Origin of the sequence: Bradyrhizobium sp. McL0615 (genome assembly GCF_049993905.1) — a bacterium.
Classification (GTDB): domain Bacteria; phylum Pseudomonadota; class Alphaproteobacteria; order Rhizobiales; family Xanthobacteraceae; genus Bradyrhizobium.
Genome location: NZ_CP188254.1, coordinates 6,575,335 through 6,587,918, shown reverse-complemented (window position 1 = coordinate 6,587,918; position 12,584 = coordinate 6,575,335). Strand labels below are relative to the sequence as shown.

The 12,584-nt window shown below is 64.4% G+C and carries 11 protein-coding genes; 5 read left to right on the top strand and 6 right to left on the bottom strand.

The window, feature by feature from the left end; genetic code table 11:
- Positions 1–8: 8 nt before the first annotated feature.
- Both ACPPVP_RS31900 and ACPPVP_RS31895 read right to left on the bottom strand, forming a co-directional pair.
- On the bottom strand, positions 9–1,754 hold the full coding sequence (locus ACPPVP_RS31900) for a metallophosphoesterase family protein (RefSeq protein ID WP_426527564.1): 1,746 nt from the start codon (positions 1,752–1,754) through the stop codon (positions 9–11).
- Positions 1,755–1,790: 36 nt separating this feature from the next.
- Positions 1,791–2,312, bottom strand: a complete 522-nt coding sequence (locus ACPPVP_RS31895) for a DUF1269 domain-containing protein (RefSeq protein WP_426527563.1) — start codon at positions 2,310–2,312, stop codon at positions 1,791–1,793.
- A gap of 505 nt (positions 2,313–2,817) precedes the next feature.
- Here ACPPVP_RS31895 and glsA point away from each other — a divergent pair.
- Both glsA and ACPPVP_RS31885 read left to right on the top strand, forming a co-directional pair.
- Complete coding sequence (gene glsA / locus ACPPVP_RS31890) at positions 2,818–3,816, top strand: glutaminase A (RefSeq protein ID WP_426527562.1); 999 nt, start codon at positions 2,818–2,820, stop codon at positions 3,814–3,816.
- A gap of 72 nt (positions 3,817–3,888) precedes the next feature.
- Entirely contained in the window at positions 3,889–5,541 is a 1,653-nt protein-coding gene (locus ACPPVP_RS31885) for an MFS transporter (protein WP_426527561.1), read from the top strand.
- 194 nt (positions 5,542–5,735) lie between these two features.
- Here ACPPVP_RS31885 and ACPPVP_RS31880 read toward each other — a convergent pair whose 3' ends face one another.
- On the bottom strand, positions 5,736–5,912 hold the full coding sequence (locus ACPPVP_RS31880; RefSeq protein WP_426527560.1) for a hypothetical protein: 177 nt from the start codon (positions 5,910–5,912) through the stop codon (positions 5,736–5,738).
- A 44-nt stretch (positions 5,913–5,956) separates the two neighbouring features.
- Here ACPPVP_RS31880 and ACPPVP_RS31875 point away from each other — a divergent pair, with 44 nt between their 5' ends.
- On the top strand, positions 5,957–6,529 hold the full coding sequence (locus tag ACPPVP_RS31875; RefSeq protein ID WP_426527559.1) for an HdeD family acid-resistance protein: 573 nt from the start codon (positions 5,957–5,959) through the stop codon (positions 6,527–6,529).
- Between the two features lie 84 nt (positions 6,530–6,613).
- On the opposite strand, the gene ACPPVP_RS31870 is transcribed toward ACPPVP_RS31875, so the two are convergent.
- Both ACPPVP_RS31870 and ACPPVP_RS31865 read right to left on the bottom strand, forming a co-directional pair.
- Complete coding sequence (locus ACPPVP_RS31870) at positions 6,614–7,549, bottom strand: diacylglycerol/lipid kinase family protein (protein WP_426527558.1); 936 nt, start codon at positions 7,547–7,549, stop codon at positions 6,614–6,616.
- A 149-nt stretch (positions 7,550–7,698) separates the two neighbouring features.
- Entirely contained in the window at positions 7,699–9,069 is a 1,371-nt protein-coding gene (locus tag ACPPVP_RS31865; RefSeq protein WP_426527557.1) for a hypothetical protein, read from the bottom strand.
- 76 nt (positions 9,070–9,145) lie between these two features.
- Between ACPPVP_RS31865 and ACPPVP_RS31860 the strand changes: the two genes are divergently transcribed.
- Complete coding sequence (locus tag ACPPVP_RS31860; protein WP_426527556.1) at positions 9,146–10,345, top strand: MFS transporter; 1,200 nt, start codon at positions 9,146–9,148, stop codon at positions 10,343–10,345.
- On the opposite strand, the gene dgcA is transcribed toward ACPPVP_RS31860, so the two are convergent.
- Positions 10,315–11,310 (bottom strand): N-acetyl-D-Glu racemase DgcA, encoded by a 996-nt coding sequence (dgcA, locus tag ACPPVP_RS31855; RefSeq protein ID WP_426527555.1) that lies wholly within the window; start codon positions 11,308–11,310, stop codon positions 10,315–10,317. The genes ACPPVP_RS31860 and dgcA overlap by 31 nt on opposite strands.
- A 138-nt stretch (positions 11,311–11,448) precedes the next feature.
- Here dgcA and ACPPVP_RS31850 point away from each other — a divergent pair, with 138 nt between their 5' ends.
- Positions 11,449–12,582, top strand: coding sequence for an MlaE family ABC transporter permease (locus ACPPVP_RS31850; RefSeq protein ID WP_426527554.1), 1,134 nt, complete (start codon positions 11,449–11,451; stop codon positions 12,580–12,582).
- The last annotated feature ends 2 nt before the right edge of the window (positions 12,583–12,584 follow it).

Sequence of the window (12,584 nt, the reverse complement as noted above, 5' to 3'; positions counted from 1 at the left end):
CCACGAATTTATGAGTGTACGCCCTGGGCGTTCTTCTCGCCGGCAATCTCGACGCGCTGGGGCGGCAGCAGACCAAGCTTTCCATTCGGCCCGGCTACCAGCGTGTGAACATAGAAATGCCTGGCGGCGTCATCGGTCGCATTCATCACCGGCGAGGGCGCGGAGATGATCTTCAACGCGCCGCATGCGCCGATCCAGTCGATATGGCGGTGGCCGTGCATCACCACGGCGCGGCCAGCCAACGCTTCCAGCCTGCGCACGAACCAGCTGCCGTTGACCAGCGCCGTACCGATCCGTTCCGAGAACGCCTTCACCGGCATGGGATACTCCACCACATGGTGGTGCAAGGCGACGATCCAGCGTGCAGCCGGATAATGGCGGATCGCCGCCTCGAGGCGATGCGTCTGTTCGACGGATACCAGCCCGAGCGCGTTGGTGAAGGAAAAGTGGGTCTCGGCATTGGAGTTCAGGACGGCTATGCCGAGGCCGTCTTCCGCCTCCGGCGGCAGGATCATCGGAAACTGGTCGTCGAACACGCCACGCAGCACCGCTGCACGGCGCAGACCGCCATGCTCCGCAAGCGCTGTGATCGCCTCGCGGTGCGGCTCCAGCGCCTCGTTCAGGGTTGCCGTCGGTTTTCCAAGGGCGTCGACCACGCGCACGCGATCGCCTTGCACGGCCGCCATCGCCGATAGGGTGCGGATTTGCCGCAACCGCTTGCCAGGGCTGAACGGCAGGTCGAGCCGGGCCGGATTGGCGCGGTCGACGATGTTGACGTCGTGGTTCCCCGGCATCATGACCATGAGCGCAGCAAGTTCCGGATGATGGGCGATGGCATCGAGGAATGCCGCCCATTCGCCGGCGCGGCCGGCGTCGGTCATGTCGCCGGTGATGAGGATGTGATCGAGGGGATCGGTCGCATGAATGGCGGCGAGACGCGCCAGCACCCGATCGAGCCGGCTATTGCCGCGCGGGCCGGCCCGTCCGCTTTCGATGCGGAAGCCGTAGTGGTCGCCGATCACGTGCAGGTCCGACAGATGCGCCACGCGCCAGCTCCGCCCCCGGGGCGAAGCGGTATCGAACGCGGCGAGATCGACGGGTTGCTGCATGCTGGCATCCGCAAACCCCCACATCAGCGATGCGACCGCCAGATAGGCCGACACCAACAGAACGGCGTTTGCCAGCGCAGGCCAGGCGAGGCGGTGCAGCAAGACCAGGTCGTTCCAGCCGCCGGTCCAGCGCGAGGCGGGCCAGGCCAGCATCGCGATCAGCACGGCGCATCCGGACAGCACGATGCCGGCTGCCATCGAATTGGCGCTGCGCAACCGCGCCCGGCCGGCGACGGTCAGCTTTTTGCCCGATACCCGTTCCGTCAGATGGCGCAGTGCCTCGCGGGTGAACGCATAGCCGGGCTGCACGGCGAGTGCATTGAGCGACCAGAAATTATTCTCGGCGATCCGGAACAGCGGTCGCCATCCGATCCACCCCACCGCGACGATCGCAAGCAAAGCCAGCGCCGTGCCGATCCCGGTCAATGCGGCTAGCTTTTGCGACAGTTTTGAAAACCAGGCGGAGGCCAGCAACGGCGCCAGACCCAGCAGCACCGCCGGCAACAACAGCAATACCGTCCAGGCAAACAGCAGCTTGGGCAAACTGATTTCGACCAGCAGGCTGCCGGCGATGGCGAGCAGCGACCGCTGCCCGGGACTGGCGGCATCGTCCTCGATATCGCCGTGGCGCGGATCGATCAGCATGCTGTCCCGGGAAGCTGCGGACTTCGGTTGCTCCGCTCAGGCGGCGTTTGTTTTGGGCTCGGCCGGCTCAGTGTTGGCTTTCGCCAGCGCGTCGCGAAGTTGCTGCTCCTTGGTATCGTCAAGTGATGTCTTGAGCACGGTGCCGCCCGCGTCCTGAATCTCCCGCAGCACCTTGTCCGCCGTCATATTCTTGATGAGCACGAACAGCGCGGCGTTGCCGGGCTGCAGTTTCCCCGACAGTTCCTTCATGAAGGCGTCATCGAGGCCGTAATCCGACAGGGCGCCGCCGAGCGCTCCGGAGGCCGCGCCGAGGGCGACACCAAGGATGGGATTGAGGAAGATCACGCCGATCAGCAGTCCCCAGAAGCTGCCCGACATGGCGCCCATCGCTGTCGTATTGACGAGCTGGTTCAGCTTGACCGGGCCGGCTTCCGTCTTCACTGTAATCACAGCATCGCTGATCGTGATCAGATATTCCTTCTGCAGCTTGAACAGGCGTTGCCGCACTTCTTCAGCCTTTGCCTCGGATGGATAGATGATCGCGACTAGATCTGACATCTCCGTATCCTCCAACTCAATATGATGGACGTGATGTAACCGCGCATGGCGGGTTGCTGACGGTCAAACTCCCTCGGCTGCACAGCGCGCTATGTCGCTGCCGGCAAGTCCGTCGGCGGTGAGCGACCCGGCCAGGAGCCGTTGATCTGTCAGTGGCAAGCGGCCGGGTCCCTCAGTGGCCGTGCGGCTCGAAGTCACCGTATCACAACCTGCCAGTGAACGGATCACGCTTCGCTGATCGGCGGCCTCATTAAAAGGTGGGGGGCCCGGTCAAATTGGTTTCTAATTCGCCGAGCTTTGTCGATGCATCTTCAGCGTCGTGCGATTTGTCACAAAGTGTTGCGGTGGAACACACCTGCCGCAAACCTACTTTAAGGTTGTGTAGTTGACTTAATACACGCTCGAACACTAGGTTGGCTGAGGGTCATAAACAGCTGAAGCGGTCATCGCAGATCGTTTCTCGGCGTGCAGCTCATGTGTCGTTGAACGGCCTTGGATGGGTCCAATGGACTTTCCGTCGATCGCGGAACAGATAGACCGGCCATACATTTCGACGGGACATCTGCCCGAACCTGCGATGGTGCAAAGGCTGGTGTCCGATGCGCACCGGCGGTTCAAGTCGAACGGCGAGGGACACAATTCACAGGTCTATCCGGCGCTGGCCCGGGTTCCGCGCGAGCTGTTCGGTATTTGCGTCGTCGGCACCAGCGGGCGCCTCTACGAGGCCGGCGACACCGAATATAAGTTCTCGATCATGAGTGTGGCGAAGCCGTTCGTGTTCGCGCTGGTGTGCGAGACGGTCGGCCCCGAGGAAGCGCGCGCCAGACTGGGGGCGAGCGCCACCGGATTGCCGTTCCACTCGCTCGCCGCCATCGAGCAGGGCGGGGGCCGCACCAACCCGATGGTGAACGCGGCCGCGATCGCGACCACGAGTCTCGTGCCGGGGCTGACCGCGGAAGGCCAGTGGCAATACATTCAAGATGGGCTGTCGCGTTTTGCGGGTCGCAAGCTTTCGCTCAATGAAGAGGTTTATGCCTCGGCGTCGCAGACGAATTACCGCAACCGCAGTATCGCCCGGCTGCTGCAAAGCTACGACCGGCTCTACTGCGATCCCAAGCAAGCGACCGATCTCTATACCAGGCAGTGCTCGCTGAATGTGAGCGCGCGGGATCTGGCCGTGATGGGCGCGACGCTGGCGGACGGCGGGGTAAATCCCGTTACCCGGCAGCGCGTCGTGGATGCTGCCGCCTGCCACAATGCGCTCACCGTCATGATTACCGCGGGCCTGTACGAGACTTCGGGCGACTGGCTCTATGACATCGGCCTGCCGGGCAAGAGCGGGATCGGCGGCGGCATCGTCGCGGTTTCTCCGGGTAAAGGCGGCTTCGGCACCTTCGCGCCGCCGCTCGACACGGCCGGCAACAGTGTGAAGGGACAACTGGCGGCAAAATTCCTGTCGCAGCGACTGGGAATGGATTTGTTCGTATCGCAACCGGAAAACTGACGCGGATGCAAAGCGCGGCCTGATCGAGCGAGGGCTCGGTCGGTCCCGAACCGAGCACCTCGGGAGAACACCATGGCGACGCACTCGATGCCAATCGGAGCAATCCGGGAAAGCGCACGGGCGTCTTGGGTGCCGATGATCGCGATCGCGCTCGGCCAGATGATCATGTCCTACAATGTCGCCTCGCTGCCGGTCGCGCTCGGCGGGATGGTCAAGAGCTTTGGGGTGCCGCCGACGACGGTTGCGACCGGCATCGTGGCCTATTCGATGCTGGTGGCCGGCTTCGTCATGCTGGGCGCCAAGCTCGCGCAGCGGTTTGGTGCATTGCAAGTTTTCCGCTTCGCCGTGGTTCTGTTCTGTGCGTCGCAGATATTGATGACGTTCAGCCCTACGGCGACGTTGATGTTGACGGCGCAGGCGCTTTGCGGCGCAGCCGGCGCCGTGATCGTGCCGTCGCTGGTGGCGCTGATCGCCGAGAATTACACGGGACGGCGGCAGGCAACCGCGCTGGGCGCGCTCGGCTCCGCGCATGCGGCCGCCGGCGTGCTGGCGTTCATCATCGGCGGCGTGCTCGGCACCTATATCGGCTGGCGTCCGGCGTTCGGAATCCTGATCGCGGTTTCCGCTATCGTTTTCCTGTTGAGCTTCCGTCTCAAGCGTGACTACGGCCGCCCGGATGTTGATATCGATTTCTTCGGAGTCGTTCTGGCGGCGTCGGCGATCGTTCTCATCAGCTTCGGCTGCAATAATCTGAACGGATGGGGTCTGTTGCTGGCCACCGCCAACGCGCCGTTCGATCTGCTCGGTCTTTCGCCCGCGCCGGTCATGATCGTTCTCGGCGTCGTGCTCGGTCAGGCTTTCCTGATGTGGACGCTGCGGCGGCAGGCGGCGGGGAAGATGCCGCTAGTGGCGCTTGCGGTAATCGACTCGCCCGAGGAGCGCTGCGCGGTCTACGCCTTGTTTGCCGTGGTCGCATTGGAGGCGGCGCTGAATTTCTCGGTGCCGCTTTACATCCAGATCGTCCAGGGCCGCTCGCCGCTCGCGACCGCCGTTGCGATGATGCCATTCAACCTGACGGTATTTTTCATGGCGATGCTGATCGTCAATCTCTATGACCGCCTGACCCCGCGGCAGATCGGCCGCTATGGCTTCATTCTGTGCACGATCGGCCTGGTGTGGCTCGCCTTTGTCTTGCGTAACGACTGGAGCGAGGTTCCGGTGCTGTTCGGCCTGGTTCTGTTCGGTATCGGCCTCGGTTCGCTGGTGACGCTCTTGTTCAACGTGCTGGTCACGGACTCGCCCAAGCAACTGGCAGGCGACGTCGGCTCCCTGCGCGGCACCACGCAAAATCTTGCCGTTGCGGTCGGAACGGCGCTGGCGGGTGCTCTTCTCGTCGGCCTGTTGAGCACGATTGTGCTGAGCAGCATCGCGGCGAACCCGGTGCTGCCGAAGGAGATCCAGAGCCAGGTCGATCTCGGCAACATCACCTTCGTCAGCAACGACCGGCTGCACAGTTTGATGGAAGGCACCACCGCCACGCCGCGGCAGGTCGAGGAAGCCGTGCGCGTGAATACGGAAGCGCGGTTGCGTGCCCTGAAGATCGGGTTCTTGATCATGGCCGGCCTTGCGCTGCTGGCTATCATCCCGGCAGGCCGGCTTCCGAACTATCTGCCAAGCGAGATTCCGAGCGATGCCCCGACAGGTAATCGAGTGAGATTGAGCTGACTGAATACGAAGAGGCGAGGAGAGGGACATTCCGGCAAGGAGAACAACAATGGATGCAATCGATCGCCGCAGTGCGCTGCGGAGCCTTCTTTGCGGCGTTGTAGCCACAGGACTGGGCGTGGGCTTGCTGCCAGGCTCGGCCGAAGCGATGCCGCTCGCCATGGAAAAAAATCTCGGAAGCAAGGCCGACGATTTCAAGCAGGAAGCTCAAGCCGGGGCCAGGCGATCGCCGCGACGGCCCATTCGACATCCGAATCGCCATCATCACTGGCACCGTCGCCATCGGCACGGTCGTCATTGGCGCCGTCGGCACCGCCGTCGGGTTTGCTGGTGGCATCGAGGCCGTCGCGTATGCGGCTGGCGGTGAGCATGCGAGTGCAGTGAGGCAGGGACTATCCGTAATCTGGAGGATTCCATGACCACAATTGACAATAGTTCGCCGATGGGCGTCACCAAACTGCCTGCGCCACCCTTCTGGGTTTGCATCCTGCTCGGGCTCGCCATGATCCTGGCGGGATTTTTGGTGCTCGGGGACGTCATGCTCGTCACCGTGATCAGCACCATCTTCATCGGCTGGGTATCCATCTTCACGGGCGCTTTCGAGATCGTCCACGCCTTCTGGACCAAGGGATGGGGAGGGTTTGCCTGGCAAGTGCTGCTCGGCATCCTGTACATCGCCTTCGGCGTCGTGCTGGTGGGCCAGCCGGTCGCCAGCGCGCTGATCCTCACCTACGTCCTCGGTCTGGCATTGCTGATTTCCGGCATCGTTCGCATCATGCTCGGCATCAGCCACTGGCGGGAGGCGGGCTGGATCATGCTGTTGTCAGGCGTATTCGGCGTATTGGCCGGTCTTGTGATCCTGACGGGATTTCCAATGACGGGATTGTGGGTCCTTGGATTCCTTCTCGGCGTCGACCTGATATCGCACGGGATCGGGTGGCTGGCCTACGCGTGGCTGCCAACCGCCAGGACAGCCGGCAGCACGTAGCGGATTTCGGATCCCGGAAGAAGGTCGTTGCGGGCGGCAGACAAATCCAGAGGGCGTTCCACACGAACGTCCCTGCGCGGGCCGCTATCGATGAACCGCCACCTTGAGGTGGAACGGCAGCATCGTCACCGACATCGGCAATTGTCCGATGCTCTCGCCATCGACGTCGGCGCGGACCATGCGATCGCTGTCAATGGTGACCCGCGTCGCGTGGCGCCGCGACACCTTTGGGTGCGCCAGATAGCTGCCGTCGCCGAGGTTGGGGACGATCTTGGTCAGGGTTTCCCAATGTCCGATGTCGCCGACCATGATCAGGTCGAGCTTGCGGTCGCCGGGATCGGCGCCGGGCGCGAGCATCAACCCTTCACCTGCGCCGTCGAAGCTGCACAGCATCAAAGACCACATTGGCAGGCTCTGCTCGGCTTCGTCGTCGATCCTGATGCGGTAGTCGCGTGGGTTGTAGGTCAGTGACGTGAACGCCGTCATCAGGACGTAGCTGATCGGGCCGAGCCGCTTCAGCAGCGGCACGCGTTGCGCGCGCCAAGAAATCGTGGCGGCGGCGCCGACGATGGCGAGCACGAAGCCGTAGCGCGTCACCTGGCCGCCCGCATAGCCCCTGGCGTCGGCGCGGAACACATCGATGTCGCGGGTGTGGCCCATGGCGATGGCCTTGCTCGCCTCACTGAGCGAGAGCTGGCCGAAGGAGCGGGACAGTTCGTTCGACGTGCCGCCCGGCAGTTGCGCCAGCACGAGGTCGGGCGCGATCGGCCGATCGTCCGAGATCACGCCGTTCATCATCTCGCTGAAGGTGCCGTCGCCGCCGACAGAGATCAGACGCCGGCAACCGGCATCGACGGCTTCCTGCGCCAGCTTGGTCGCGTGATTGGGCGCGTGGGTCATCGCAATGTCGTCGTCGTCGACCGGGCCGAGATGCTTTTCGAGTTCGGCGCGAATTTGCGGCCAGCGCTTGCCGCAGTTGCCCTTGTTCGCCATCGGATTGAAGATGATTCTGGATTTCACGGCGATCCCCGCTTGCGAAGACGATCGTGTGAGCTTGACGTCGGCGGAGGGTTGAAGCAACCGGAAAGCGAACTACTCGCAGATGCAACAAATGCTGCGGATGCGTTGTGGAAGCTGGAGAGCTTCGGGCTGTCGACGCAAAGGGCCTTTTACGAAAAGAACGCGATCTTCTCGGCCTGGCTCATGCGCCGGATCGGCGCCAGCGGGTCGTTGGCGGCCGTGACCGGCTTTCGCAGCATGCCGCTCGCGATGAGGCTCGAGCCGAGCGACATTTCCACCACGGGCGCGGGCGCCGGTACTGCGGCGGGCGGCGGAGGTGGAGCTTGAACCACCTTTTGAACGGGCGGGGGCGGTGGCGGCGGCGCGGCACCCGGTTTTGCGACGACCACGGGGACGACCGGCGCAGGCTCCGCAAGGCGGGCTTGCTCGGCCATCGCTTCGGCGATCTCGTCGTCGCTGATCGGATCCGGTGCACCCATCTCCATCGCGATCATGTCGAGGACCGCCTCGTCCTGGGCGTCGGCGTCTTCGAGGATAGCGTCTTCGAGGGCAGCGTCTTCGAGGGCAGCGTCTTCGAGGGCAGCGTCTTCGAGAGCAGCGTCTTGGGGGTCGGCGTTCTTGACGGCCGTTTCGTGGACAACAGCTTCCTGGACAACGGCTTCTTGGACAGCGGCTGGCCGGGCAGCGGCGACCTCTGCGGGCGGCAGTGTTGTCGTCTGCGTCAGCACAGGTTCCACTGCCGCACGCGCGGCTTCGGCGGGCATGGCGGGCGAAGCGGACGGTGCCTCGGCAACTTTCTGTGCCAAAGCTATTTCGGCTGTCTCCGCCGCCGGGGACATTTCCGGCGCGGCGGGGGAGGGTGCCACCGCTTCGCTCTCGGCAGCCGGCGCCAGTGCGCGGTCGGCGTCGCCGAATTCCACAAGCCGGCCCTGAAGGGCGGAAAAGGCCGCATGCAGCGCCGCTCTCGCCTCTTGGGAGGAGAACTGGTCGGTGCCTTTCTCGATGACGGTGACCTGCGAATCGATCAGGTCGCAGATCCGCCCGTCATTGCCGATTTCCCGCAACCGCCAGGCGATTTCCCGCAGCACCCGCGCGCCCTTGCGGACCGGCGCCAGCCGCTGTTCCAGCGCAAGACTGTCGAGCGCTTCCACCGCCGATTCCTCGGCCGCCTCGACCGAGCTGCGGATGGCGGCGAGCGCTTCGGTCAGCCGCTCCTGCGCCGCGGCCGCCGCGGCGACGGCCTCCGCGGCCTGCTGCGCCGAAAGGCCTTCCTCGCGCTGGAGGCTTGCTTCCCGTTCAAGGGTTTCTTCGCGCTGGGCGACGAGGCTTTGCTCGATCCGTGCCACCGCGTCGAGCACCATCCGGGTGTCGGCATTGCGGTTGCGCTTGGCGTATTCGGTCAGGAACCAGCGGCCCCGCGAAGTTTCCATGAAGGCTTCGGCGATCGCGGCATAATCCTCCTCGCTCGGCAGCGTGGCGCGTGCTGAGATCGGAGAAAGGGCGAATGCTTCGTCGGCCATGTCAAACTCTTCGCGCAAATCAGCGCGCCCTGCGATAACGAGACAACACGATATTGCCCGAATCGCAATTGAATTGATGCAGAGCGAATCACAAATCCCCACAGCTTCTCAAGATGCATCCCGGCGTTTCGCGACGCGGGTGGCGCTGTTTTACGCCACCCTGTTCGGAATGACCGGCACTCACCTGCCGTTTTTCACGGTCTGGTTGAAAGCGGTCGGGATTGATGCATTTTGGATAGGGCTGATCACGGCCGTCCCCCCGGTGACCCGGTTTACGGTGCTACCGCTGGTGACAGGCTTTGCGGAACGGCGCCAGGCCTTGCGCGGCGCCATCATGGTGACCGCCTTTGCGACCGCCCTGGGCTTTTTCATCCTCGGCACCCAGCATTTGCCGTTGCTGGTGTTCCTGATCTACGCACTGACCTGCTGCCTGTGGACGCCCATGGTGCCCCTGACAGATGCCTATGCGTTACGGGGCGTGAAGCGCTACGGCCTCAATTACGGACCGTTGCGGCTGTGGGGCTCGGCCGCCTTCGTCCTCGGCGCGCTGGTCTGCGGGGTGCTGTTCGACCGCATCGCCGCCCAAAACCTGATCTGGATCATCGCCGGTTCCGCTGCGATCGGGGCGCTCGCGAGCCTCGCGCTGCGTCCGCTGGACGACACAAGGACGGTCCGGCCGGGCACCGGCAGCGCCAGCGCGTTGCTGCGCGACGGCGGCTTTATCGCAGTCATCGTCGCGTCGGCGCTGATCCAGGGCAGCCATGCCGCCTATTACATTTTCGCATCGATCGCCTGGCAACAGGCGGGTTTTGACGGACTGACGATTGCAACGCTGTGGGTCCTGGGTGTGATTGCCGAGATCGTGCTGTTCGCGCTGTCGCCGCGCTTCACCCTGCAGCCGTCGATGCTGGTGTTGATCGCGGCGCTGAGCGCCGCCGCGCGCTGGATGATAACGGCGCAGGATCCGCCGCTCGCCGTTCTTGCGGTTGTCCAGCTCGCGCATGCGCTGAGTTTTGGACTGACCCAGGTCGGCATCATGGGATTGATGCTGCATCAGGTGCCCGGCCATGTGATGGCGAGGGCCCAGGGCTATCTGACTGCCTGTGGCGGCATCGTCGCCGGCCTCGCGTCGATCGCGTCAGGCACGATCTACGAGAGCTGGGGGCAGGGCATCTATTACGTGATGGCTGTCATGGCCGCGCTCGGCGGGTTGGTGGTCTGGCTGGCGCGGGAGCGGCTCTCGCATCAGCCCCAGAAGGCTGCTTCCGGCGGATAAACCAGACTGCCGTCGTAGCGCAGCCCGCCATCGCGGTCGTGCGCCAGCAGCAGGGGACCGTCGAGATCGACGAATCTGGCCTGTTGCGCCAGCAGCATGGCCGGCGCCATCGCCAGCGAGGTCGCGACCATGCAGCCGATCATGATTTCAAAGCCGAGCACATGCGCGGCGTCGGCCATGGCGAGCGCCTCGGTCAGCCCGCCGGTCTTGTCGAGCTTGATATTGACGGCGTCGTAGCGCGCGCGAAGGCCGTCGAGCGAGGCGCGGTCATGCACGCTTTCGTCGGCGCAGACCGCGATTGGGCGCTTGATGCGCGCCAGCGCCTCGTCTCGCCCGGCCGGCAGCGGCTGCTCGACCAGCGTCACGCCGGCGTTGGCGCAGGCGGCCAGATTGGTTTCGAGATTGTCCGGCGTCCAGGCTTCGTTGGCATCCACGATCAGTTCGGATTCCGGGGCCGCCTTGCGCACCGCCGATATCCGCGCCTCATCGCCGTCGCCGCCGAGCTTGATCTTCAGCAGCGGCCGGTGCGCGGCCTTTGCGGTGGCCGACGCCATGGCTTCCGCCGTGCCGAGCGAGATCGTGAAGGCGGTGGTGCAGGGGCGCGGCGCCGGCCGGCCGAGCAGCGTCCAGACCCGTTGGCCGGAGCGCTTGGCCTCGAGGTCCAACAGCGCGCAATCGAGCGCGTTGCGCGCGGCGCCCGCGGGCATCGCCGTCTGCAGGGCCATTCGGTCCAGTCCCCTCGCAAGTGGTTCCTGCATTGCTTTAAGCGCTTCCAGTGTCGCTTCAGGCGTCTCGCCATAACGCGGGTAGGGTACGCATTCGCCGCGGCCGCTCTCGCCGTCACGGCTGACGGTGGCGACAACCGTGACGGCCTCGGTCTTGGCGCCCCGGCTGATGGTGAAGGCGCCTGCGATCGGCCAGCGTTCGATGCTGACGGCAAGCTTTCGAGATAGGCTGGAAGTCATTTTAAAATCTGCAATTTTCTGAACCGCAAGCTTGCCCGCTGCAACCAACTATGGCTGGTTAGGGACAGATTCTACAAGGCAGGCGGCGTGCGGAACCTGACGTTTTTCAGGGGGCATATCGGCCAAGGGATGGGCATCGTGAGCGGCAACCCGACATTGGAGCGGATAGCCAGGGGCAACGCGCTGGCGCTGTGCGCGACCGGCTCGTGGACGGCCCGCTTTGCGCCGGTGCTGGAACGAATGGTCGCCGACGCCGAGAAGCTCAGCGGCACCCGGCCCAACATCTTCATCGATGTCTCTCAGGTGGCAAAGCTCGACACGTTCGGCGCCTGGCTGATCGAGCGGCTGCGGCGAAGCCTGACCCAGGGCGGGGTCGAAGGCGAGATCGCCGGGCTCTCGGCCAATTACTCAAGCCTGGTCGACGAGGTGCGCCGCGTGAAGGCAGAGCCGATCGTCGAAACTGACCGGGTGACGATCACGGGCATGCTGGAGCAGATCGGCCGCGCCGTGGCTGGCGTGGGCGGCACGCTGGTCGGATTGATCGAAATGCTGGGTGCGGTGCTTGCCGCGGCCGGCCATGTTCTCATCCGGCCCCGCGGCTTCCGCATGACCTCGACCATCCATCATCTGGAGCAGGTGTGCTGGCGCGCGGTGCCGATCGTGGTGCTGATCACGTTCCTGATCGGCTGCATCATTTCTCAGCAGGGCATTTTCCATTTCCGCAAGTTCGGCGCCGATATTTTCGTGGTCGACATGCTGGGCGTGCTGGTGCTGCGCGAGATCGGCGTGCTGCTGGTGGCGATCATGGTGGCGGGCCGATCGGGCTCGGCCTACACCGCCGAACTCGGCTCGATGAAGATGCGCGAGGAGATCGACGCGCTGCGCACCATGGGTTTTGACCCGATCGAGGTCTTGATCCTGCCGCGGATGCTGGCGCTGGTGCTGGCGCTGCCGATCCTGGCGTTTCTGGGCGCGATGGCGGCGCTTTACGGCGGCGGGCTGGTGGCGTGGCTCTATGGCGGCGTCGATCCCGAGGCCTTCCTGCTGCGGCTGCGTGACGCCATCTCGATCGACCATTTCATCGTCGGCATCATCAAGGCGCCGGTGATGGCCGCGGTGATCGGCATCGTCGCCTGCGTCGAGGGGCTGGCGGTGCAGGGCAGCGCCGAGTCGCTCGGCCAGCACACGACATCTTCGGTCGTGAAGGGGATCTTCTTCGTGATCGTGATGGACGGCGTATTCGCCATCTTCTTCGCATCGATCGGAATGTGACC

Bases quoted from the DNA above. Each gene is read 5' to 3' on its own strand.
- ACPPVP_RS31895 (WP_426527563.1), bottom strand. From the start codon at position 2,312: ATGTCAGATCTAGTCGCGATCATCTATCCATCCGAGGCAAAGGCTGAA.
- ACPPVP_RS31885 (WP_426527561.1), top strand. From the start codon at position 3,889: ATGGCGACGCACTCGATGCCAATCGGAGCAATCCGGGAAAGCGCACGG.
- dgcA (WP_426527555.1), bottom strand. From the start codon at position 11,310: ATGACTTCCAGCCTATCTCGAAAGCTTGCCGTCAGCATCGAACGCTGG.
- ACPPVP_RS31860 (WP_426527556.1), top strand. From the start codon at position 9,146: ATGCAGAGCGAATCACAAATCCCCACAGCTTCTCAAGATGCATCCCGG.
- ACPPVP_RS31875 (WP_426527559.1), top strand. From the start codon at position 5,957: ATGACCACAATTGACAATAGTTCGCCGATGGGCGTCACCAAACTGCCT.
- glsA (WP_426527562.1), top strand. From the start codon at position 2,818: ATGGACTTTCCGTCGATCGCGGAACAGATAGACCGGCCATACATTTCG.
- ACPPVP_RS31880 (WP_426527560.1), bottom strand. From the start codon at position 5,912: ATGCTCACCGCCAGCCGCATACGCGACGGCCTCGATGCCACCAGCAAA.
- ACPPVP_RS31865 (WP_426527557.1), bottom strand. From the start codon at position 9,069: ATGGCCGACGAAGCATTCGCCCTTTCTCCGATCTCAGCACGCGCCACG.
- ACPPVP_RS31900 (WP_426527564.1), bottom strand. From the start codon at position 1,754: ATGCTGATCGATCCGCGCCACGGCGATATCGAGGACGATGCCGCCAGT.